The sequence below is a fragment of the Ellagibacter isourolithinifaciens genome, assembly GCF_008831035.1.
GTDB classification, from domain to species: domain Bacteria; phylum Actinomycetota; class Coriobacteriia; order Coriobacteriales; family Eggerthellaceae; genus Ellagibacter; species Ellagibacter isourolithinifaciens.
Genome location: NZ_WAJR01000004.1, coordinates 29,845 through 54,288, shown reverse-complemented (window position 1 = coordinate 54,288; position 24,444 = coordinate 29,845). Strand labels below are relative to the sequence as shown.

The 24,444-nt window shown below is 62.4% G+C and carries 14 protein-coding genes; all 14 read left to right on the top strand.

The features are described 5' to 3' along the window. The first annotated feature begins 171 nt into the window (after positions 1 to 171). The 14 genes from F8C90_RS02905 to fabD all read left to right on the top strand — a co-directional run bounded on the left by F8C90_RS02905 (position 172) and on the right by fabD (position 24,417). Positions 172 to 2,730 (top strand): AfsR/SARP family transcriptional regulator, encoded by a 2,559-nt coding sequence (locus tag F8C90_RS02905; protein WP_158048949.1) that lies wholly within the window; start codon positions 172 to 174, stop codon positions 2,728 to 2,730. Between the two features lie 173 nt (positions 2,731 to 2,903). Continuing rightward, positions 2,904 to 5,711 (top strand): preprotein translocase subunit SecA, encoded by a 2,808-nt coding sequence (gene secA / locus F8C90_RS02900; RefSeq protein ID WP_158048948.1) that lies wholly within the window; start codon positions 2,904 to 2,906, stop codon positions 5,709 to 5,711. A 307-nt stretch (positions 5,712 to 6,018) separates the two neighbouring features. After that, positions 6,019 to 7,380, top strand: coding sequence for an ATP-binding protein (locus F8C90_RS02895; protein WP_158048947.1), 1,362 nt, complete (start codon positions 6,019 to 6,021; stop codon positions 7,378 to 7,380). Between the two features lie 107 nt (positions 7,381 to 7,487). Next, positions 7,488 to 8,585, top strand: coding sequence for a peptide chain release factor 2 (prfB, locus tag F8C90_RS02890; protein ID WP_158048946.1), 1,098 nt, complete (start codon positions 7,488 to 7,490; stop codon positions 8,583 to 8,585). Between the two features lie 13 nt (positions 8,586 to 8,598). Beyond that, positions 8,599 to 9,438: a transketolase gene (locus F8C90_RS02885; protein ID WP_158048945.1), complete on the top strand. Its 840-nt coding sequence runs from the start codon at positions 8,599 to 8,601 to the stop codon at positions 9,436 to 9,438. Between the two features lie 16 nt (positions 9,439 to 9,454). Next, on the top strand, positions 9,455 to 10,405 hold the full coding sequence (locus tag F8C90_RS02880) for a transketolase family protein (protein ID WP_170264514.1): 951 nt from the start codon (positions 9,455 to 9,457) through the stop codon (positions 10,403 to 10,405). Between the two features lie 180 nt (positions 10,406 to 10,585). Further along, positions 10,586 to 11,452 (top strand): cell division ATP-binding protein FtsE, encoded by an 867-nt coding sequence (ftsE, locus tag F8C90_RS02875; RefSeq protein WP_276995410.1) that lies wholly within the window; start codon positions 10,586 to 10,588, stop codon positions 11,450 to 11,452. Further along, positions 11,445 to 12,350: a permease-like cell division protein FtsX gene (gene ftsX / locus F8C90_RS02870; protein ID WP_158048943.1), complete on the top strand. Its 906-nt coding sequence runs from the start codon at positions 11,445 to 11,447 to the stop codon at positions 12,348 to 12,350. Before ftsE ends, ftsX begins: the two co-directional genes overlap by 8 nt. Before the next feature lie 24 nt (positions 12,351 to 12,374). Continuing rightward, positions 12,375 to 13,658: a S41 family peptidase gene (locus F8C90_RS02865; protein WP_158048942.1), complete on the top strand. Its 1,284-nt coding sequence runs from the start codon at positions 12,375 to 12,377 to the stop codon at positions 13,656 to 13,658. A gap of 6 nt (positions 13,659 to 13,664) precedes the next feature. Next, a complete protein-coding gene (locus F8C90_RS02860) occupies positions 13,665 to 15,962 on the top strand; it encodes a ribonuclease R family protein (RefSeq protein ID WP_158048941.1) in 2,298 nt (765 codons plus the stop codon). Positions 15,963 to 16,280: 318 nt separating this feature from the next. Further along, positions 16,281 to 16,976 carry a TetR/AcrR family transcriptional regulator gene (locus tag F8C90_RS02855; RefSeq protein ID WP_211360995.1) on the top strand — a complete coding sequence of 232 codons (696 nt, stop codon included), beginning with the start codon at positions 16,281 to 16,283 and terminating at the stop codon, positions 16,974 to 16,976. A 72-nt stretch (positions 16,977 to 17,048) separates the two neighbouring features. After that, the gene (locus tag F8C90_RS02850; RefSeq protein ID WP_170264507.1) at positions 17,049 to 21,674 is read left to right on the top strand and encodes an S-layer homology domain-containing protein; all 4,626 of its coding nucleotides are present in this window, start codon (positions 17,049 to 17,051) and stop codon (positions 21,672 to 21,674) included. 803 nt (positions 21,675 to 22,477) lie between these two features. Then, positions 22,478 to 23,458, top strand: coding sequence for a nitronate monooxygenase (locus F8C90_RS02845; RefSeq protein WP_158048939.1), 981 nt, complete (start codon positions 22,478 to 22,480; stop codon positions 23,456 to 23,458). Between the two features lie 5 nt (positions 23,459 to 23,463). Next, on the top strand, positions 23,464 to 24,417 hold the full coding sequence (fabD, locus tag F8C90_RS02840; RefSeq protein WP_343030122.1) for an ACP S-malonyltransferase: 954 nt from the start codon (positions 23,464 to 23,466) through the stop codon (positions 24,415 to 24,417). The last annotated feature ends 27 nt before the right edge of the window (positions 24,418 to 24,444 follow it).

Below are 24,444 nucleotides of genomic sequence, written 5' to 3'. Positions count from 1 at the left end.
TGCAGGCTTTTCTTGCTTTCAGGACCTCATGGGCCAGGGTTCTTTTCGGGACACAAAGCCGAAAGGCGCCCGCGGTCGCGAAGGCCTCTTTCGTGCATACGGTATGGCGGCTCATCGGTTCGGCGCGTAGACTCGCTTACTGCGGCTTTTGCTTTTGGGAGAGGGACACCAATGTCCGACTTTCTGATGTCGTGCTCATGCAAGGGCCGCCGCCCCAAGCACGTCGCTTCTTCTGCGACCCATTCCCGCCCCCATCTCATCGCGGACCTTCTGCGCTCCCGCGACGTCGCGCGCTTCCTCGTCGCTCCAACAGGCTTCGGCAAATCGACGGTTGCTGCGGAATATGCGCAGGTCGTCTTCTCGTTCAGGCAAACATTCTGGGTCAACTGCGAAAGCCCGTGCTTCCTGCGCGACCTCGACGCCGGTATCATCGCATCGCGCGTGGCCGAAATCGGTGGCGCGGGCTCGCTTGTGGTGTTCGACGACCTGCCGCGCATGGATGCCTCGCGGGTCGAGGTGTTTTCCGAGGTCGTAGACGAGCTGCTCGCGGCGGGAATCGAGGTCCTCGTAACGTGCACGCCAACCTGTGACGCCTATTCCGATTTGCATCGCGACAGGGTGAAGCTCTCAGCGCGCCGCTTTCTGCTTACTGACGATGAGATGAAGCATACTGTGCGGGCGACGGACTCCCCACATGCGAAGTGCCGCGCGGCGTGCGTCGCGTGGGGCTCGGACGATGGAGGCCGCCTCGTCGCGGGCATGGCCGCCGAAGAGCCGCCTGCAAGCGTTCTGCTCGCGGCGTTTCTCATGCTGGCGATGGGGAAGGGAAGCCTCTCCGAGCTCGTTTCGCTTGTGGGCGCGCGTCATGCGAACGAGGCGATTTCCCTGATAGAGGAGGACTATCCGTTCCTCGGCGTCTGCGCTCGGGAGGACTCCTTCGATGCTGTTGCCATCGATGTTTCCGTGCTTGCCCAGGGCTTTTCGCGGGCGGTGGACCGGGTCGTCGACGGGTCGACGTGCGGGGACGCGAGCGAGCTTGCGGTATGCATTGCGGCGATGCTGCTCGAACGCGGGGCGGCCGCACGGGCATGCGCCGTCGTCCGCTTTTTCGCGACGAAGCCGGCCTGCGCGAGCTGGCTTGCCGCTCACGGTGCCGACCTCCTCTCGGCGGCGTGCTTCAAGCCTGCTCACGAGCTCTTTGTTTACGCAGGAAAGAACGCGCGCCAGAACAGGATCCTCCTCGCTGCCGACGAGGCGGTGCGTTTGGCCGCGCTCGACGATGCCGCCTGTGCGCTTTTCCTCGCGCGCAAGTTCGCCTTCTCGCGCAGCATCGACCCCGAATCGCGTTCGCGGTTGCTGCTCGTTGCCTCCTGTTTGGGAGACGACGAGGACCGCCGCCGCGCGGAATCAGTGGCAGCCGAGTTCGCCGCCCGCGCCAAAGTCAGGGGTCCAATCGCTCCCGCTCCCGCGTTTTCCCTCGTCGCGGCACATGTTGGCAAGGGGGTGATGTCACTTGTGGAGGCGTGGGGCGAGCTCGCTTCGCGCGGCGCGCCCGACGGGCCGCTCGTCTTCGCCGCCGCCATGGCGTTCTGGGCTCTTGCGCAGAAGAAGACGCCGGGCTTCGCGTCGCCCGAGGACGCACCCGCGGTCGAGCGCGTCGCCCTGTGGGCCTGCGACCTGGCCGCGCGCACGCCTTCTGCCGCCATGTCCTGGCAGTGCGCCTTCTTGGTGATGTCGCTTTCCCGGGCGGTTGAGGAGGGTTCCTTGCCGACGCGATTCTCGCCCGCTGCCGACGCGCTTGCGGCAGCGCGCGCCATAGAGGCTGCCCGCTTCACCGAATGTGCAGCTCACAGGCGTGATTCGCTTCGAGAGGAGCGCGCGCGGGCCGAACGTGAGCGCTCCTCGCGCGATCGTTATGAGGCCCGCCCGATCCGCTCGGAGACGCCGGGTGCGCCTGGAAGCTCGGCCCCGATTCTCTACGTGCGGCTCCTCGGCGGGCTCGACGTGCGTATCGGCGAGCAGCAAGTCGACATGCAAGCGTTCAGCAGGCAGAAAACGAAGACGCTCCTTGCGCTTCTCGTGCTCGCCCGCGGCCGCGAGCTCTCCCGCGAGCGCCTGCTGGAGACGCTTTGGCCCGACAGCCCCCACGGCTGCGCAATCAAGAACTTCTACTCGGTGTGGAGCCAGCTCAAGCGGGGGCTCGACTACGAGGGCACGTGCCCCTATCTCCTTCGCGACCAGGGCGGTGTTCGCCTTGACGCTCGGCTTCTGCGAAGCGACGTTGCCGAGCTCGATTCCATTTGCCGCGCCTTGAGCTTCGGCGAGATCGACCTTGAGCGCTGGCGGGATCACCTCGAGGCGATTGACGGATCGTACTCGGGAGACCTTCTGCCGAGCGAAAGCGTTAACGATGACATCGCGGCTGCGCGAAGGCGCCTTCGCATTAACCTCGTCGACTCGCTTGTGTGCGCGTCGGGGCGGCTTTTGGAGTCAGGCGAGCCCCGCGCGGCGCTGTGGTTCGCGCGCGAGGCGGCCGGTCGCGACCGCTCTCGCGAGGACGCGTGCGCCGCGCTCATGGAGGCGCAGCTCGGTGCCGGCCAGCGCGCCGCCGCAATCGACACCTACCTCTCGTGCCGAAGGTATCTTGCAGAAGAGCTCGGCATCGACCCGTCGCCGTCGATCGTTGCCTTATACCGCAGCGCGGTAGAGGCCGAGGAGGCGCTCGAGTAGTCGATTCGCGATATTTCCCCACAACAGCATCATTTTTAAGCGAGAATCATAGCATCTGGTCGTGTAGTGGATTTCCCAGGCCCATGCAAGCCTTATGCTAGAGTACAGGAGGTTGCGTGCCGTGCTCTCGCACGGTGCTCACGAACATAGGGCTCTTACGAAAGACGGCATACATGGGTTTCTTATCGAAGCTTCTCACGATGGGCGAGGGCAAGCAGCTCAAGCGCTACCAGTCCATCGTTGATACCATCAACGGCCTTGAGGCCTCAATCAAGCCGAAAACCGACGCCGAGCTGCGCGCGTTCTCCGACTCCCTGCGCGAGCGCGCGGTTGCGGGCGAAGATACGGCCGCCCTTCTTCCCGAGGCGTTCGCCGCGGTGCGCGAGGCGTCGGTGCGCACGACAGGGCTGCGCCACTTCGACGTGCAGCTCATCGGTGGCATGGCTCTAAACGATGGGCAGATTGCCGAGATGAAGACGGGCGAAGGCAAGACGCTCGTGTCCACCCTTGCGGGCTATCTGAACGCGCTTTCGGGCGACAACGTCCACATCGTCACCGTGAACGATTACCTCGCCCGCCGCGACTCCGAGTGGATGGGCCAGATCTACCGCTTCCTCGGCATGGAGGTTGGCCTGATCCAAAACGGCATGCGCCCCGCGCAGAAGACCCCCGCCTACAAGGCCGACGTCACCTACGGCACGAACTCCGAGTTCGGCTTCGACTACCTGCGCGACAACATGGTCACGAGGGCCTCCGCCCGCGTGCAGCGCGGCCACCATTTCGCCATCGTCGACGAGGTCGACTCGATCCTCATCGACGAGGCGCGAACGCCGCTCATCATCTCGGGCGCGGGAACGCGCGCGGCCGACACCTACAACAAGTTCGCCCGCGTCATGCCGCACCTCGTGCGCGACGAGGACTTCGAGATGGACGAGGCCAAAAAGACGATCAACGCCACTGAGGTCGGCCTTGAGAAGATCGAGTCCGCACTCGGCATCGACGACATCTACGCCGACCCGTCCGGCCTGCTCGCGAACCACCTGCAGCAAGCCTTAAAGGCGCAGTTCCTCTTCCATCGCGACGTCGATTACGTTGTTGTCGGCGGGGAAGTGAAGATTGTCGACGAGTTCACGGGCCGCATCATGGAGGGCCGCCGCTACTCCGAGGGCCTCCATCAGGCGCTCGAGGCGAAAGAGCATGTGCTCGTTCGCGAGGAGAACCAGACGCTCGCGACCATCACGCTGCAGAACTACTTCCGCCTCTACGAGAAGCTCTCGGGCATGACCGGTACCGCCATGACCGAGGACAAGGAGTTCCGCGAAATCTACAAGCTGCCGGTCGTCGCCATCCCGCCGAACAGGCCCGTCGCCCGTATCGACGAGAACGACCTGGTCTATCGCACGATCGACGCGAAGTTCAACGCCGTCGCCGACGACGTTGCGGCGCGCCACGAGGCGGGTCAGCCCTGCCTGATCGGCACGGTCTCGATCGAGAGCTCCGAGCGCCTGTCCCGCCTTTTGGACAAGCGCGGCATCAAGCACGAGACTCTGAACGCGAAGAACCACGAGCGCGAGGCTCACATCATCGCGCAGGCCGGCCGCGTGGGCGCCGTGACCATCGCGACCAACATGGCAGGCCGCGGCACGGACATCCTGCTCGGCGGCAACCCCGACGTGCTCGCCGAGGACGTGCTGCGCGAGTGGGGCTTTGATCCCTCGCGCCATATCGGCGACGAGCCTGCCGAGGGCGAGGAGGTCCCCGAGAACGCAGCCCCTGCGCCGTCGGATGAGAAACGCGACGAGGCACTCGTTCGTGCGCGCACCATTTGCAAACAGGAAAACGAGGAGGTGCTCGCCGCGGGCGGCCTGTGCGTCATCGGCACCGAGCGCCACGAGTCGCGCCGTATCGACAACCAGCTGCGCGGCCGTGCGGGACGCCAGGGCGACCCGGGCACGACGCAGTTCTACCTCTCGCTCGAAGACGACCTCATGCGCCTGTTCGGCGGCAATCGCATGGATTCCATCTCCAGCATGATGGAGAAGACGAACATGCCCGACGACCAGCCCATTCAGGCGTCTATGGTATCGAAGGCGATCGAGAGCGCGCAGCGCCAGGTCGAGACGATGCACTTCGCCGCGCGTAAGAACGTCCTCGAATACGACGACGTCATGAACCTGCAGCGCAAGGTGATTTACGAGGAGCGCAACTCCATCTTGGACGGTAAGGACATGAACGGTCGCATCCCCGGCATCATCTCCGACGCCGCCTCCGCTGTGGTGGAGGAGAACTGCCCCGAGCGCGCCGCGTTCGACGACTGGGACGTGAAGGCGGTCGACACGTGGGCCGCCGGCATGACCGGCAACAACGACTTCCACGTCGCGTCGATCGAACACGACGACGAGCCGGAAAACGTCGCCGACGCGCTCACCGAGTACCTCGAGGGCATCTACGCCGAGAAGGAGAACCTGCTTGGTGCCGACATGATGCGCAACCTGGAAAGCCAGGTCATGCTGCGTATCATCGACACGCGTTGGATGGCCCACCTCGCCGAGATGGACTACCTGAAAACCGGCATCGGTCTGCGTGCCTTCGCCCAGCGCGACCCGCTCGTCGAGTACAAGAACGAGGCGTACGCCGCCTTCCAGCGCCTGACCGCCAGCATGTACGAGGACTACCTGCGCACGCTTCTGCGCCTGCAGATTGCCGTGAAGCAGGAACCCATCCCCGAGGAGCGAAATCCGCTCGAGGGCCGTTTGAGCTACTCGAAGCCCGAAGACGCGCTCACCGAGTCCGACATCAAGGCGGCGCCGGCCGCGGCGCAGGCGGTTCAAGCCGGAGAGGCGCCCAAGCCCGCCGCGCCGAAGCCCACGACGTATGTCAAGGACAAAGACGACCCCTTCGCGAACGTCGGTCGCAACGATCCTTGTCCTTGCGGCAGCGGCAAGAAATTCAAGAAGTGCCACGGCATGTACCAGGATTAGCGCTCTCGCGGCATTGCTTATTTTGGCGTAAGGCTATATACAGCGGTTGCCACGCTCTGCCATGTCCACCTGCTCAGGCCCGCTTCCCCAGGGAAGTGGGCCTTTTTCGTACCTTTGCGCATAGACTGTTCTCGCGCCATCGCAACGGGATCGTGCCATTCGTGTATATTCAGAGCCATTTACACCGTGCCATTCGTGTATAATATAGTGCGTTCTGACCGTGCCATCCGTGTATATTCAGAGCCACTTACACCGTGCCATTCGTGTATGAATGGCATGTAGCCATGAATCGGAGCGAGGAGCGACCATGTTCAAACGCCGTGCATACGACGATCTTCTTCGCTGGAAGCGCGAGTCAAGAGGCGCGCGCGCTCTGCTTTTAGAGGGTGCGCGTCGCGTTGGCAAAAGCACGCTCGCAAGGAAGTTTGCCGAAAGGGAGTACGCCGCTCATCTAGTCATAGACTTCTCCGAAGCGTCCGATGACCTCAAAATGCTGTTTCGCGACTATCGCGCGGACGTGGATTCCTTTTTCATGTACCTGCAGGCATTCACGGGCGTTTCGCTGCCGCGTCGAAATTCCCTCATCGTGTTCGACGAGGTGCAACGCTTCCCGCCTGCACGGGAGTTCATCAAACAGCTTGTTGCGGACGGTCGGTACGACTACCTCGAAACTGGTTCGCTCATATCCATTCGGCGCAACGTCGAGGGCATCGTCATTCCTTCCGAGGAGACTGCACTTCGCTTGAATCCGCTGAACTTCGAAGAGTTCCTTTGGGCGGAGGGCGAAGATCAGCTTGCTGCGGTTATTCGTGCTTCCTTTGAGGGGAATGCCCCGCTGCCCGAGGCTATTCATCGCAAAGCGGAACGGCTTTTCCGCGAATACATGCTGGTTGGAGGCATGCCTCAGGTGGTTGGCGCATATGTTGCCGAAAAGGATTTCGGAAAAGTGGATAAGGTTAAGCGCGACATCTTGTCGCTGTACCGCGGCGACATCGAGAAGTTCGGCGGTACCGACGCGCTGCGCATCCGCCGCGTGTTCTCGACCTTGCCCGGTCAGCTGGCACGCCACGAGAAGAAGTTTGTGTTGTCCTCGCTCGACAGCAACGCACGTAGCAGGGAGTATGCGGACGCCTTCTTCTGGCTGGCGGATGCGTGCATAAGCGCCACGTGCATCGGCGTCGACGATCCGTCGGTGGGCCTTGCGGCAACCGCTGATGAAGGAACGTTCAAGTGCTATATGGCCGATACGGGGCTTTTGATTTGCCAGTTGTTCGCTGACAACGCCGAGACCCCTCACGAGCTTTATCGCGACATCCTGCTGGGAAAGCTCGAGATCAATGAGGGGATGTTCACGGAAAACGTGGTGGCGCAGCAGCTCGCCTCGAACGGGCATGGGTTGTACTTCTATTCGAGGCGCGACCGCGAGAACAGCGCAAACACCATGGAAATCGACTTCTTGATCACGGCTGGTTACGATGACGCCGCCGGGCGCATGCGCGTTTCGCCTATCGAGGTGAAGTCGACGAAACGCTATGGCGCGAAATCGCTCGAGAAGTTCAAGGCCAAGTTCGGCTCGCGAGTGGGTGTGCGCTATATTCTGCATCCGAAACCCATGCAGGCGGAGGGCGATCTGGTGCGCCTGCCGTTGTATATGGCGCATCTGCTGTGAGGCGGTGCCGCCTGCCGCCGCATACAGGCGTCCGTCCGCGAAGAAACTATGCACGACGCGCCACGCCATATACGGTGGGGCGTTTTTGCTGGTAACATAAACAAGCTATGGCTGACAAAGAATTGATAGAACACATTGACATCGCCGCACAGCGCGTTGCCGACTCGCATGCGTATCTGCACATCGACGACAAGACGGTCGAGCTGCAGAGGCTCGACGCTCAAATTGCCTCGCCGGGCTTTTGGGACGATGCGTCGCGCGCGCAAAGCGTCTCGAAGCAGGCGTCGAACTTGCGCGATGTTATCGCCGAATACGACGGCGCCTGCGCGCTGCTCGACGACGTGCGCGCGGCGGCGGAGCTCGCAGACGAAGACGAGTCGTTCGCCGAGGAAGCAAAATCCCTGCTCGCGAAGCTCGACGAGGAGCTCGACGGGCTTGAAGTCTCCTCGTGGTTCTCCGGGCGCTTCGACGCGGGCGACGCTATTTTGTCGGTCAACCCGGGATCGGGCGGGCTCGAGGCGCAGGACTGGACTGAGATGCTCTACAAGATGTATCTGCACTACGCCGAGGACAAGGGCTGGAAGGTCACCGTGCTCGACGCGGTTCCCGGCGAGGGCATCGGCCTTGACAAGGCGACTATCCAGATCGAGGGGCGAAACGCCTACGGCATGCTCACAAGCGAAAACGGTGTCCACCGTCTTGTGCGCATCTCCCCGACCGACGATAAGAAGCGCCGCCACACCACGTTCGCGAGCGTGGAGGTGCTCCCTGTCCTTCCCGACGACATCGAGGTCGACTTGAACCCCGCCGACGTGCGCGTCGACGTGTACCGCTCAAGCGGCCCCGGCGGGCAGTGCGTGAACACGACCGACTCCGCCGTGCGTCTGACCCATATTCCCACAGGAATCGTTGTGACCTGCCAAAACGAGAAATCGCAGCTGCAGAACAAGGAATCCGCCTTCCGCGTGCTGCGCGCCAAGCTCTACGAAATCGAGCAGCGCAAGCGCGAGGAGCAGATTGACGAGCTGCGCGGCGAACGCATGGAAAACTCGTTCGGCAGCCAAATCCGCAACTACGTGTTGTATCCTTATCAGCTGGTGAAAGACCTGCGCAGCGGCGTTGAGACGAGCAATGTTGACGCTGTGCTCGCGGGCGATATCGAGCAATTCGTGATCGGTTATCACAAGTGGCGAGTTTCGCAATAAAGAAAGGACTGCAATGACCGACCTTACGCGTGTGGCGACAGATCTGCGCTGCGACATTCTGCGCATGATCGCGGAAGCGAAAAGCGGGCATCCGGGGGGATCGCTGTCGTGTACTGACATCTTGACGTCGCTGTACTTCGGCGGTGTGCTCAAGCACGACCCGAAAAATCCCAAGATGGAGGGTCGCGACTGGTTCTTTTTGGCAAAGGGCCATGCGGCGCCGGCGCTCTACGCTGCGCTCGCCCATGCGGGCTATTTCCCCATCGAGGAGCTTATGACGCTTCGCAAGCTGGGGACGCGCCTGCAGGGCCATCCCGACTGCAACCTCTGCCCGGGCGTTGAGGTGTCCACTGGCTCGCTGGGCCAGGGCCTCTCCATTGCCGCAGGCACGGCGTGCGGCCTTGCGCTCGACGGCGAGGAGGGCTCGGTCTTCGCGCTCCTCGGCGACGGCGAATGCGAGGAAGGACAGGTGTGGGAGGCGGCCATGTTCTCCGCACACCGCAAGCTCGACAACCTCACGGCCATCATCGATCATAACGGCCTGCAGATCGACGGCAAGGTGACCGAGGTGTGCAGTCCCGAGGACTTGGGCGTGAAGTTCGAGGCGTTCGGATGGGATGTACGCCACGTTGACGGCCACGATATCGACGCGCTGATCGAGGTGCTCAACGCCTGCAAGAGCTCCCGCGAGGGGAAGCCCCATGCCGTCATCGCCGAGACGGTGAAGGGCAAGGGCGTGTCGTTTATGGAGAACGAGGCTGGTTGGCACGGCAAGGCGCCGTCCGCCGAGCAGCTTGAAGCCGCGCTCGCCGAGCTTGAAGCGGCGTGTGATGAGGAGGTTTGCCGTGGTTAAGCTCGCAAGCGCCGAAATGGCCGAAAAGAAACTCGCGACCCGCGCCGCCTTCGGTGCGACGCTCGCCGAACTCGCGGAGGAGGGTGTGCCCGTCGTCGCGGTCGACGCCGACCTCACCGGTTCCACCACTACCAAGAAGTTCGCCGCTGCCGCGCCCGAAAACGCGGACAAGCTTTTCAACTGCGGTATCGCCGAGCAGAACATGATTGACGTCGCGGCGGGCCTTGCCCTTACGGGGCATGTCGCCTACACGGGGTCGTTTGCCGTGTTCGGCACCGGCCGTGCTTACGACCAGATCCGCAACACCGTGTGCTACAGCAACCTCGATGTGAAGATCTGCCCGACGCACGCGGGCGTCTCGGTCGGCCCCGACGGCGGCTCGCATCAGATGCTCGAAGACGTCTCGCTCATGCGCGGGCTGCCCAATATGCGCGTGCTCGTTCCCGCCGACTATGCCGCTGCGCGCGCTGCCATCAAGCTCGCCGCGAAGACGCCGGGCCCGGTGTATGTGCGCATGGGCCGCGCTGCCGTGCCGTGCGTCTACGATGACGACGTCGAGCTCGAGATCGGGCGCGCCTACGTGCTGCGCGAGGGTTCCGACGCGACCGTCGTCGCCTGCGGCGTGGAAATCCGCGAGGCGCTCGCGGCGGCCGACATGCTCGCCGAGGAAGGTGTGTCCATCGAGGTAATCGACGCGTTTTCAGTGAAGCCGCTCGACGAGGACACGATCACGGCAAGCGTTGCGAAGACGGGTTGCTGCGTGGTCGCCGAGGAGCACAGCGTGCATGGCGGCCTCGGTTCCGCCGTGGCGGAGTGCCTCGCCCGCAAGAACCCCGCTCCCTGCGAGTTCGTGGGTGTGCAGGACCGCTTCGGCAAGTCCGGCGAGTTCGAGGAGCTGCTCGGCTATTTCAACCTCGATGCCGCGGCGATCGTCGAAGCCGTGAAGCGTGCCCGGGGCCGCAAGTAGCTTTACAGGTGGCGGTTCTCTCACGGTGCCGATTGCATTTCATGAAAGAAGGGCGCATCTCCAGCAGGAGGTGCGCCCTTGTGGTTTTTGCGCAAGCGTGAGCTGGGACGGTGGCGCGCGGGATGCATTACTACTAGAATTGGACTGTCTCAGTACATCACTATTCGAACGGAGCAAACTGTGACAGATGTTTCCAGCCGCGGGAACGCCTCGCGTCCCGCTGCCCAGTCGGGCGCGCCGCGCCCGCGTTCGAGGGCGGGCGCGCACAGCCGTCAGGCTCAGGCAACCCAGCAGCTCTCCCAGTCGCTTCCCGTACTCGATGTCGCGGACACGCCTCAGCAAACGTCGTCTCCCGTCATCACCTTCGACCATGTCACGAAGATCTACCCGGCGCAGCCGAACAAGCCGGCACTTTCCGACATCTCCCTGCAGATTTACGCGGGCGAGTTCATCTTCCTCGTCGGCCATTCGGGATCCGGCAAGACCACGTTCATCCGCATGCTGATTCACGAGGTCACGCCTACGGAAGGCCATATCTACATCGCAAACGAGGACTTGACGACCATGCGCAACTGGCGTGTGCCGTACCTGCGCCGCAATATCGGATGCGTGTTCCAGGATTTCAAGCTCCTGCCGAACAAAACGGTCTTCGAGAACGTTGCCTTCGCGCTCGAGGTTATCGGCAAGTCGCGCCACGTTATCAAGACGCAGGTGCCCGAGGTGCTTCGCCTCGTCGGCCTGCAGGACAAGCTGAACAAGCGCCCCGACCAGCTCTCCGGCGGCGAGCAGCAGCGCGTTTCCATCGCGCGCGCCATCGTGAACCGCCCGCCGCTGCTCATCTGCGACGAGCCTACGGGCAACCTCGACCCGCAAACTTCGCGCGGCATCATGGATCTGCTCGAGCGCATCAACCGCACGGGCACCACAGTGCTCGTGGCAACCCACGACCGCGAGATGGTCGACAACATGCGCCGCCGTGTCATCGCGCTCGATCGCGGCCGCCTTACCCGCGACCAGGACAGGGGGGTGTACGGTTTCGATGCGTAGTCTCGGTTACTTCTTCAAGGAGTCGCTGCACGGGTTCACGCGCAACCTCTCCACCACCTTGGGTTCCATCGTCACGATTTTCCTCTCGCTGCTCATCATCGGCATCTTCCTCGTGGGCGGCGTTGTGGTGAACAACGTCATGTCGTCGGTCGAGAACGAGGTCGGCATCTCGGCGTTCATCTCCGATGACGCATCGCAGTCTGACATCGACAAGGTCGAGGACTTCATCCGCGGCATCGACGGCGTCGCATCGGTCGACTTCACCACGAAGGACCAGGCGCTCGAGAATTTCAAGGCCACGTCGAACTCCGACATCGTCGACGCGCTCGACGGGCAGAACCCGCTGCCTGCCTCCATCGAGGTCGAGCTTTCGGACCCGAAGCTCGTCGAGGATGTGGCGAGCCAGATCGAGCAGAACTCCACGTTCGCTTCCATCTGCGGCTACGATTCGCCTTCCGAGTCGCTTAAATATGGTCAGAAGTCGGTCGCACAGCTCTTCCAGCTGACGTCCTACGTCCGCTATATCGGCATTGCGCTCATCGTGCTGCTCATCTTCATCGCGCTTGTGTTCATCAACAACACAATTCGCCTGGCTATCCTCGCGCGTCGCAAGGAAATCGCCATCATGCGTCTCGTCGGCGCGTCGAACGGCTTCATTCGCGGGCCCTTCCTCATGGAAGGCTCTCTGCACGCCATTATCGGCTCGCTGTTCGCGGTCGGCGTGCTCGAGCTTTTGCGCAACCTGGCTCTTCCGAAGCTCGCGGGCGCGCTCAAGTTCCTCGCGATCGACGTGAACGCAGGCACTTTCGTGATCATCTACGTTGCGCTCGTGATTGCGGGCCTGATCATCGGCCTGTTCGGCTCGGCGCTCGCGATGCGTCGTTACCTTAAGGTGTAGAAAGCGCAAACGAGATAGATTCCCATGGCGAAGCACGGTGATACCAAGCAGCGCGCGGCGATGGCCGAGCGCGAGCACAGACGGAACAAGCGCATCCTGCGCCTGCTGTGCTTCGTCGTGGCAATTGCCGTGGCCTTCGTCGCCGGGTTCGCCCTGCGCAGCCAGGACCAGTTCCTTGTCTCGCTCGGGTTCTCCATCCCCGGCGTTCAGAAAGCTGGCACCCAGTCGACAGATGTGAAGAAGTCCCCGTATGACTCTATCTCCGCCCGCTTGAGCGAAGTCGAGGACGTCCTCGCGAAGAGCGACCTCAACGGCTACGACCTCGACGAGGCGACCAAGGAGGTCTTCAAGGGCTTCTCGAACGCATGCGACGACAAATACTTCGAGTATCTTGACCCCTCGCGCTATGCGTCCTTCGTGAAGGACAGCTCCGACGGTGCCTACAACGGCGTCGGCGTCCTGTTCTCGGACTACAACGGTCGCGCCCTCGTTTCCGATGTGTTCTCGGGCTCCGCTGCCGAAGCTGCCGGCGTCCAGCAGGGCGACGTGCTCATCGGCATCGACGGCGACACCTCGCATGACTGGTCGGTCACCGAGGCCATCAGCGGCCTTTCTCGCAACGCGGGCGAGACGGTCGTGGTCACGTGGATGCGTCCCTCCTCGGTCGGCGCCGAGACGGGCACCTCCTACACCACCGCGCTCACGTGCTCTTCGTACAAGGAGCAAAATGTCACCTACTCGCTTGACGGCACGGTCGGCTACATCAGGGTGCGCCAGATCACGCAGGACACTGCCGACAATGTCTCCGCAGCGCTTGCCGATCTGATCGACCAGGGAGCGACGTCGTTCGTCGTGGATTTGCGCGACAATCCGGGCGGCTATCTTACGCAAGCGGTCGACGTGGCGAACCTCTTTATCAAGACAGGCGTCATCGTCGAGGTGCAGACTTCCACGGGCACCTCCCCGAAGTCGGCTTCTGGAAAGACGGTTACTGACCTGCCCCTCGTCGTACTCACGAACGGCTATACCTCAGGCGCTGCCGAGGTGCTCGCCGCTGCGCTTCAGGATAACCAGCGCGCCACCATTGTCGGCGAGACCACGATCGGCAAGGGCTCTGTGCAGGTTGTCCACGAACTCTCCTTCGGCGGGGCGATTCGCTACACCGCCGGCTACTACAAAAGCCCGCTCGGCCACGACATCGATGGTGTCGGTGTGATTCCCGACATCGCCATCTCCTCAAGCGAAGGCGGCACCGACCCGCAGCTCGTTCTTGCCGTCGAGACCGCGCAAAACAAGGAGAAAGCCTAGAGGCGCATGCCCCGTTCCAAGAACCACACGCGACGGGTCGCTCGCTCGCGCCCGCGTGGCATCATGCAATTGAATCCTGAGGGCTACGGCTTCGTTCGCACGTCAGAAGGAGAGTTCTTCGTTCCTCACGCTAAGCTCGGCGGCGCCTTCGACGGCGATCTGGTCGAGGTTGCCCCGCTGCCTGCGAATGCCTCGAAGGGCCGCTCGCATGAAGGCTTTGGCGGCGGACGGTACGGCCATAAGCCCGCCGCGCGCGTTGTCTCGGTGATCGAGCGCGCCCATGAGGTCGTTGTCGGCAGGTTCGAGGCGGCCGAGCCGTTCGGCGTCGTCGTGCCGCTCGACCCGCATATTCCCTACGACATCTTCACCCAGCTCTCCGAAGCGCCCGATGTGGAAGACGGCGCGATCGTCCGCGTCCGCATCGCGCAGTTTCCCTCCCGCAATTCCGCGGCAACGGGGCATATCGAGGAAGTGCTCGAGCATGTCGATGGGCTCGACGAGGGGGTGGATGCCGTCGTAGCCCGCCATAAGTTTGAGACTGCGTTCTCCGACGCTGCGCTCGCGGAGGCGCACGGTGCCTCGATTGATGAGGTCGGGGCGCTCGCGTCGGGCTATCGCGACTTGCGCGAGCGTTTCGTTTTCACTATCGACCCTGATGATGCACGGGATTTTGACGACGCGCTCTCCATCGAGCAGGTGGAAGGCCAGGGCCGTTTGCTCTGGCGCATCGGCGTGCACATCGCCGACGTCTCGCATTACGTGGAATGGGGGAGCGCGCTCGACTTAGCGGCGCGGCGCCGCGCCACGAGCGTGTATTTGGTCGATCGGGTGATCCCGATGATTCCCGAGGAGCTCTCGTGCGGGCTGTGCTCGCTCGCCCCGGGCGAGGTTCGCCGCTCCATGACGGTCGATTTGTATGTCAACGAACGGGCGCAGCTTGCGCGCTATGAGATTTACCCTGCCCTCATCTGCTCGAACGCGCGCCTTACTTACGGCGAGGCGCTCGAAATGCTCGAAGGGGAAGGCGAACCTGCGGCACCTGAGGGCGGGAAGCATGCTCCGTGCTCAGACAGTCCTGCTTTGGAGAACAGCCCACTGGGCTGTTCTCGTCGTGCGGAACTGCGCGCGGAGCACGCTTCCCGCCCTCATTCGGGGATTGAAGACCAGCCCGTCGCTGTCGAAGGGCTTTATCGCGCAACGGTTCCTGAGAATGCGGGGCGTGCTCCGCGCGCAGTTCCGCACGAGCCGAACGTGCCCTCTGGCACGTTCGCGCGAGCTCAGGACTGTCTGAGCACGGAGTATGCCCCGCATTCTCAGGAACAACGGGAGACTTCCCTTCGAAAGCGTCTTCTCCAACTGTCGCGCCTCGCCTCGCTTCGACATGCGCAGCGCGAGCGCAAGGGCGGCATCGACTTCGACCAGCCCGAGGCGCGCGTCAAGCTCGACGAGGCGGGAAGGCCGCAGGGCGTGGAACTTCGCCGGAAGAACGCTGCGACATCGCTTGTCGAGGAGATGATGATCTGGGCAAACGAGGTCGTCGCCGAGCATCTTTCCCGAGCGAAGTTTCCCTGCGTCTACCGCGTTCATGAGGCACCCGACCTAGAGGGGCTTGCGCAGCTCGTTCCCATCTTCGAGGAGTTCCCCTGGTTCGGGAAGATCGATCCCGTGGGATTTTTCACGGGAAGCCAGCATGCGCTCCAGCAGGCGGTTTCTGCATCGCGCGGGCGCGCCGAGGGCGAGCTCGTCTCGTCTCTTGTGCTGCGATCGATGAAACGCGCGGTATACCGCGAGAAGAACTGCGGCCACTATGGCCTCGCGAGTGCGACGTACTGCCACTTCACAAGTCCCATCAGGCGCTATCCCGACCTTATGGTGCACCGCATGCTGAAAGCCGAGCTCTTCGGGCGCCCCGAGAAGTTCGACCAGATGACGACGAACCTCGGCTGGATCTGCGAGCACTCGTCGGGGATGGAGCGCGAGGCGGACGACGCGCAGCGCGAGTCCGAGGAGCTCAAGTTGGCGGAGTACCTGCAGCGGTTCGTGGGGCAGTCGTTTTCCGCCATCGTATCGGGCGTTTCGCAGGGCGGCCTGTACGCGCGGCTCGATAAAACCGCTGAAGGCTTTATTCCTGTTCGCACACTTGGCGACGACTATTTTAGCTTCGACGCGGCGCGCTATACGCTCACGGGCGAGGAAACGGGCGCGCGCTATCGGCTCGGGCAGCGCATAGCCGTGGTCCTCTTCGCGGTCGATCCCCGTGTTCCCCTGATCGACCTGCGGCTCGCGCAGAGCTCAAGGCGATAAATCAGGGGGCCCGCCACTCATGGCTTGGCGTCGAGTTCCGTGTGCTCGTAGTCGTTCAGGGTTCAAAGCGATAGCCGGGGCGTCCGCGGCGGCGTCCTTCTTCTTTCCCGCGATGCCGATAAGCGTCTTTTCGCGAAGACCCCGCCCGCGCCCCGCCCATCGCAGCGCATTTCGAAAAACAATCTTTGCGCATGGTCATTTCCCGAAGTTTTCTCTTGCGGTCCCCCGTAAAACAATGCAAAATAGGGATTGTAATCGCAAGCGGACTCCAAACACGAGGACTCCCGACAAGGAACCTCACGATAAGGAGGTGATGACGTGGCGAGGGGGAAACAGGCCAGCGGCCTTTTGACTCAGCAGAAGGTGCTGCGCGCGGCAGTGGCGCTCTTTCTGGAGAAAGGCTACGCCAAGACCACGACCGCCGAGATCGCAGTGGCGGCGGGAATCAGGCAGAGTTCTTTTTTCCATGTCTTCCCCAGTAAAGAAGCGCTTCTTCTCGAATTGGTGCGCCGCATGTTCGGCGGGCAGTTTGACCTGGCCGAACAGCACAACAACGGACAAGAACCGATATTCCTGTACGCGGTGGAGACGGCGTTGCAGCTGCATATCGCGGAGCTGACCGAGCCCTTGCGCGAGCTCTATGTCATGGCGTATACGCTGCCGACGACGGCGGATTATCTCTATCGCACCACGTCAAAGAGGCTACAGGTCATCTTCGCGGACTATCTGCCTGACGCGCAGCCGAAGGACTTCTTCGAGATGGAAATCGCGTCCGGGAGCATCATGCGCGGTTTCATGTCCGTGCCGTGCGACCCGTATTTCACGGTGGAAGCCAAGATTCGGCGCTTCCTCGACTGCTCGCTCAAACTCTACGACGTGCCCCAGGCGAAGCGCGAATGTATCATCGAAGCGATTCTCCGCATGGATTTGCACTCGATGGCGGAAGGCATCATCCAGAAAACTATCCAGCAGGCTGAAGCGGGGTTCGAAGCGCTTATAGCCGAAACCGAGTAACGCCCCGCCGAGGGCAGCTCGGCAAGATCGTCAGACATGACCACGTTCGTCATTCATGAGAAAGGTTTGCCCATGAAGAAGAAAACCCTGATCATGCTCCTTGCATCGATACTTTGTATCGCGCTGCTGCCGGCGGTTGCCCATGCGGCGACCCCGGACGTTTGGGATGGTAGCACCGCCTCGAGCCTTACGGGCGGCGGAAAGAGCGAGGACGATCCGTACCTCATATCTACGGGCGCGGAGCTCAAGCTGCTGGCGGATAACTCTCGTGCGGCGGAGCTCGGCAGCTGCTACGTGAAGCTCACGAACGACATCGTCTTGAACGACGGCACGTTCGACAAGAGCGGCGCGTTCACGAAGCGGGGGGCCACGACAACATCTCAGCCCAACGAATGGCTCCCGATGGGCGTGGCTAGCTGGCACATCGACGGCAACGGCCATTCGATTTCGGGAATGTATATCAAGTGCAACGAAGAGAAGGTTGGCTTGATCAGCAGGATTACAGGTAGCGGGTACATTCGGGACCTTACCATTAAGAATAGCTACGTCACCTCATCTCAAGCGCCGCAGAGTTACAAAGGTTATATCGGTGTATTCGTAGGACAAAGCAGTAGGACGTCTTTTACTAACTGCGCTGGTGAGAACAATATCGCCGTTACAAATAACTGTTATCTCACTGGCGGTATCGTTGGCTGGTCCTATGGCGGCGACAGTTTCAACGTCGTGCATGTCTCAGGGTCCATTCAGGGTTCGGGTGCGCTCGCTGGCATCGCGGGACGCGCGAATGGCGCTACCTTCAAGAACTGCTGGAACGAGATGAACATCGATAATGCCAAACCCTCGGTCGTCCAAAGCGGCGGCATCGCTGCTATGGCGGACAGCTCCGAATTCTACAACTGCGCGAACCTGGGGTACCTTCATGGCGGTAGCCGCATCGGCGGCATTGCTGGTGAGGCTCCCGGCAAGATGAAGAACTGCTACACCACAAGCGATATCTCCGGCATCAAAGAGTATGGAAGCCGGAACTATGTGGCGACCCTTGCAGGTATGAATAGCAAGAACGTTGCTGTGCAGGGCTGTTATGCCGAGGATGGCTCGGGCCTTTACGACATCGGCGCAGAAGGCGAGGGCTCTTATGTCCCGCACTTCACGGGTAAAGGCAACCTCGGTGGCGGGAGCGATGGGGAACTCCTCGCTGCGCTCAACGAGAACCTCTACAACATGGATGCCGAACCGAACCTGAACAAGTGGGTGCTGAACAGCGACGGCTATCCGATTCCTACGGGTGAGACGTTCGTTGACAACACCGTGTATTACGACATCTGGCTTGACGGCGTGCGTGTGAGCGAGCGAAATGAAGCCGACATCCTTAGCGACGGCCTCGCGTCCTATGATAAGGCCACGAGTACCCTCTTCCTGCATGACGGCCTTGTCGTAACCTCCGCGTACAATCAAAAACTGCTCTACTCCGAGAGCGATATCAACCTGTGCGTTGACGGCGACGTGAAATTCCAATCCTCCCAGAACGTCGGCACGGGCCCGTGCATCATCGACCTGGGCTCAGCGGGCGGCAGCGGCAACCTCAAGATTTATGCGCCCGAGGGTACCTCGGCAACCGTTACGGTGACTGGCAAATACGGGGAGTTCGGCATCGACGTGTCCTCGCTTACGCTCGAGGGCGACGTCTCGCTGAAGGTCAGTGCAGACAGCGCCTTTGCCTTCTGCTACACGATGACCTTCACCTCGCCGCAGGCGATGCTCGACGCCGTTTCGCGGGGCGATAACTCTGCGATGAGAAACCCCGTCCAAACCATCAATCTTCCCAGCTCGAATGCCCAAAAGCTCTATGAGGACCAGGGTAGCGGCCTCGTGCAGGTAGACGCCTTCACGACGTCTCGCTACGTGGAGGGCTATCCTTATCCGATTGACCGGATGTACCCCCATATCCGCATCGCCCCTGTGGTGAGCGAACTTGTGGACAGCTTGCCCGATTCCTTCACCGTCTCGATGACCGATGCCAACGAAGAAAGCAGCCTTGCCGCTTGGGTGTTGGGCGAAATCCGGAAGATCGAGGGCATCACCGAAGACAACAGCTCGGTTGCCGTGAGCGACGTGCGCGCTGCCACGGCGGGAACCTTCGCGAACCAGGACGGCGAAGCGGGCAGCTTCACGGCGACCGTCACGCTGCAGACGGGCGGCGCCAGTATGACCAAGGTCATCCCCGGCACGATCGAGCCTGCGGCCTATGCGCCCCCTGTCATCGCGACCGAGATCAAGGCCGGCACGGTGGACGCGGACACCGGACTTTTCGTCGAATCGCCTGATGCGACCTTCACCTGCGGCGATGAGGTCGTCTTCGCGGTCAGCTACAAGGCGGACGGCGCGCCTGTCAAAAACCTTCAAGGTTCCGTCTCTTGCTATGCAGGGTCTAAGAGCCTCACTTGGAGCGAAGCCAACGGCTGCTATCTCACTCCGACCAATCCCGCCGATTGCTTCACCTTCGCGAAGGCCGCCCGCTACGAGGTAATCTTCAACTTCCTCGCAACAGAGGAATACGCGGCGCAGGTCGGCAGCATCGACATCGACGTTGTGAGGCGCACCCTTGCGCCCTCGGATTTCACGTTCGCGGCACCGAGTGACCTTGCCTACGACGGAAGTGCCAAGCAGGCAAGCTTCGAGTTCGCAGGCAAGCTTTCCTGTGACGGAGCGCAGACGGTAAGCTACCTTAGCAACGGCGCCACGGTAACCGAAGCGGTCGATCCGGGCACCTATACCGTGCAGCTCGACGTTCAGGAGTGCGACAGCTACAATGCTGCCACGCTCACCGATTCGAGCTGGACGTTCACGATCGGCCCCAAGCAGCTAAGCGACCTTGACTTCTCCGATATCACCGTCGTGAAGGTCTACGACGGCACTACGGGCGCAGGTATCCTTGACGGCGCTGTCGGCTTCGCGGGGAAGTGCGGCGATGACGACGTCTCGATCGTGGCGACCCCTGGTCCTTATGCCGATGGCGACGTCGACGCTGGAACGGACAAGACCGTGACGCTCGAGCTTTCCTTGACGGGCGCCGATGCCGACAAGTACACGCTTGAATCTCCGAGCGTCACGTTCGATCGCGCTAAGATCACCAAGGCGCAGCTTTCCGCAGCTTCCTTCGTTGACCCGGCCATTCAGGTGATTTGGCGCGGTGAGGGCTACGGTCCGATCTCCGGCACGCTGACGGCGAACGATTTCTTCGCGGAAGGCGAGGTGCCTGACGGTGCGAAGATCGTGGCGGTCGGCAAGGCAACTACCGAGACTGTTCTCGATAGCGTGAGCGTTGCCGACGATGGAACGCTCAGCTATTCGAAGGCGGCGAGCTCTGAAAGCGCGTTCAAGACGAGCGGCTACGACGTCGCCATCGAGGCCAAAAACTACATGGGCTCCGCGCCGCTTTCCGTGCGACAGTTGGCTCGTGCGGGATTCGATGAGGCATCCTGCGTCTCGACCTGGGTTTACGGCGAGGTTGTCGACTTTATGAAGACGCTGGACAACCCTGGGGCGAACTTCAGCTGGACCTGGACAAGCAGCGACTCCGACGTGCTCGCGGTTGTCGGCCAGTCCGATTCGGATAGCAACTCGACCGTGACGTTCAAAGCGAACGGGGAAGGGCGTGCGCGCATCGACGTGACGTATCTGTCCGACACCGTGGGCGGGACGTCCGAGCCTGCGACGCCCGATGACGCCAATGTGGTCATCGGCGGCAACGTCGTTAAGCGACCTCTTGAGCCTCAGCCCAGCAGCGCGAGGATCACTATCGGCGATGCGCTTCCCGATATCGCAGTGACCTATCTCGATTTCGTTCGCAACGGCAAGGTATACTCCGCTTTCGCTGACGGCGATTCGGCGGATGAGGTGCTCGAGAACGCCTATGGCTACCAGCTGATCGACGCCGACGGTAACGTGGTGAGCGCTGAAGAGGCGTGCAACAAGGCAGGAGCCTACCGAATCGTCCCGATTGCCAAGATCAAGGTGGACGAGAACAACTGGGGCAGCAAGTACGAGATTATTGGAGGAGCCGAAGGCGCGCTCGAGGTGTTCTACCCGCCTGCGCCGCGTTTCACCGACGTGGACTACAACTCCTGGTACGCGCCCGGCGTGGACTTCGTCGCGGGCCGCGGCCTCATGAGGGGCTACGAGGGCACGACGATCTTCGGCGTGGGCAGCGCGCTCACCCGCGGCGAGCTGGTCACGATCCTCTGGCGCAACGCCTGCCCGGACGAGGCCGCGGCGTACGACCCCGCGGCCGCCAAGGACACCACGGGCATCGCGGGCTCCGCGGACGGCATGTTCTACACCGCCGCCGCGAACTGGGCCGTCGAGAAAGGTGTCATCACCGGCATCGAGCGCCCGGGCGGCGCGCTCGACTTCGCCGCCGACGAGCCCGTGACCTTCGAGCAGCTGGCCACCATCCTCGGCCGCCTCGGCGCCGCGCCCGGCGAGCTCGAGGCCGCGGGCAGCGACCTGTCCGCCTTCGTGGACGGCGCCGACGCGAGCGGATGGGCCGCCCCCTACCTCAAGTGGGCCGCCGACAAGGGGCTCGTCGAGGGCTACGACGAGCCCGCCGGCAAGCGCCTCGCCCCCGGCGAGAACGCATCCCGCGAGCGCGCGGCGACCGTGCTCATGCGCGCCTTCAACCTGGGCGTCTTGAGGTAGTCTCCCTCACTGCGGAAGGGCGGGCCCTGCGCTTGCGGAGCGCGAGGCCCGCCCTTCTTCTTGTCGACCGGCCTCTTCGGCGTCCGCCCGCCCCTCGGGCCACTCGGCCGGCATGCGCTGCGCCGCCGCCGACACGAGAATCCCTCAACCTTGGACAAAAAAGGCCGTTTTAGGGGGGTCGCTCCCTCCCGCGAGGGCCCCTAGGCCCCCCGCGCGACCGAACGCACGCCCTGGCCCCTTTCCGAGCGGCACACCCCCCTAAAACGGCCTTTTTTGTCCAGAAACTCCCCGATTCGTTGTCGGACGGTGTCCTTGCGGACCTCTTCATCAATTAATGCTTGCAGCGTGCTGCTTCGTAAAGCTATGTGTTGGTTTGAGTTGCTTTACGGAGGGGAGGGCCGCCGTGATGACTACCGCATCATCTCCGATTCGACAATAGCGCGCATGATGGCCGTCCAGAAGGGCTTGGGCGTCGCGGGTTTTCGGCTAGGGAGCAGAAACGAGAGGCGCATCTTCCTTTGCAGCAGTCGCTCATCGGGGAGCTTTCTTGGGTCGAACATCTCCCCAAATTTACGAATAATGTGGAGTAAAATTGAATCGCTATGACGTTATTTATACACCTGTTAACAAGTGTGAAAGCAAGTCGGCTCTTGCGGCCGCGCAGGCCGTTCTTCTCGTGAAGGGGTCGCATGGCGCTTGCATTCAAATGGGCTCAAATTTACCATGAACTGCTGACGCAAAGAATCGAACTGCCGCATCCAAGCGGCTTCGAACTGGGATATCCCCAGTTTTGGAAAGGAATTTTGAACGTGAAAACTCGTGTTACCGAACTCCTGGGCATTGAGGTGCCTATCATTCAGGGCGCCATGGCGCGCATCGCGGACGCGAGCCTTGCAGGCGCGGTCAGCGAAGCGGGCGGCCTTGGCATCATCGCCTGCGGTGGCGCGCCGCTCGACTGGGTGCGCGACCAGGTGGAAGCCGCGCGCAAGATCACGTCGAAGCCGCTTGGCGCGAACGTGATGCTCATGGATCCCAATGCCGCCGAGCTCGCGAAGCTGCTCGTCGACCTGGAGATAGACGTGGTCACCACGGGCGCCGGCAGCCCTGCGAACTATATGGAGATGTGGAAGGCTGCGGGCATCAAGGTCATCCCCGTCGTTGCGTCGACCGCCCTCGCGGTCCGCATGGAGCGGCTCGGTGCCGATGCCGTCGTGGCGGAGGGCACCGAATCGGGCGGCCATGTGGGGGAACTCACCACGATGGCGCTCTTGCCTTCGGTGACTGACGCGGTGTCTATCCCCGTCATCGGCGCAGGCGGCATAGCCGACGGCCGCGGCATCGCCGCCGCGTTCGCACTTGGCGCCGAGGGCGTGCAGATGGGCACGCGCTTCCTCACGGTGGACGAGTGCACCGTGGCCGACGCGTACAAGGAGAAGATTCTCTCCGCGAAGGATTCCGATACGATCGTTACCGGCCGCGGGTCGGGCCATCCGGTGCGCTGCCTCAAGAACAAGTTCGCCCGCTCGGTGAAAAAGCTCGAGGGCGATCTCGCGAAGAACGGCGACGAGCTCGAGCGCATGTACGTGGGCTCGCTGCGCCGCGCCGTCGAGGGCGATGTGGACAACGGCACCATCATGTCCGGCCAGATCGCAGCCGTGGTGCATGAGCGCAAGAGCGCGAAAGAAGTCATTTCCGAGCTTATGAGCGAGGCGGAAGCGCTTGGCGGGTGCACGCTCCAGCAGATGGCGGACGCGAATGCCGAACGCCGTCGCTTGGGCCTGTAGTCGATGTGGAGGAAGGTATCGATCGCATGAACCCCGTATTCCTGTTCTCCGGCCAAGGGTCGCAAAAGCCCGGCATGGGCGCCGACCTGATGGGCGTCCCCGAGGTGGCTTCGTCGTTCGAGTGCGCTTCTGACGTGCTCGGATACGATCTTGCCGACCTGGTGGCAACGGCTTCCCCCGAAAAGCTCAACGACACGCGCTACGCGCAGCCTGCACTTTGCGTGCTCTCGGTCGGTATCGCGCGCGCCCTCATGGCTCGCGGCGTGGTGCCGGCAGCCGTGCTCGGCTTCTCGCTCGGTCAGGTGTCCGCGCTCGCCGTCTCCGGCATGCTCTCCGAAGAGGAAACCTACCGCTTTGTGAAGGCGCGTGCCGAATTCATGGCCGAGGCCGCAAGCGCCCATGCGGGCGCCATGAGCGCGCTGCTCAAGGCCGACGATGAAGCTGTCCGAACTGTGTGCGAGTCGTGCGCCCAGGGCGACGTGCTCGTTCCTGCAAACTATAACAGCCCAGGTCAGATTGTCATTTCTGGCACGCCCGATGCCGTTTCGCGCGCAGAAGAGGCGTGGGCTGCTTCGGGCAAGCGTTTCGCGCGCCTTGCCACGTCGGGCGCCTTCCACAGCCCGCTTATGGCAGACGCGGCCGAAAAGCTCGCCGAGTACCTGGCGGGTGTTGAGTTCAGCGAGCCCGCCATCCCGCTTATCTGCAACGTCAACGCGTCGCCGCTTTCCGCTGCCTGCGCCCGCGAGCATCTCGCGGAGCACCTTACGCATCCGGTCCGCTTTCAGCAAAGCGTCGAGGCGCTCGAGGAACAGGGCCACACAACGTTTTGGGAAGTCGGCTTCGGCGGCGTTCTCGAGAACCTCGTCAAGCGAATCGACCGTAAGGCGTCGCGGGCCTGCGTGCAGGACCTGGCAAGCTTCGACGCGGCGCTCGAATCGCTTGCGCCCGACGCAAGTTAAAACACCCGTCCATTAGTTGGGAAGTGA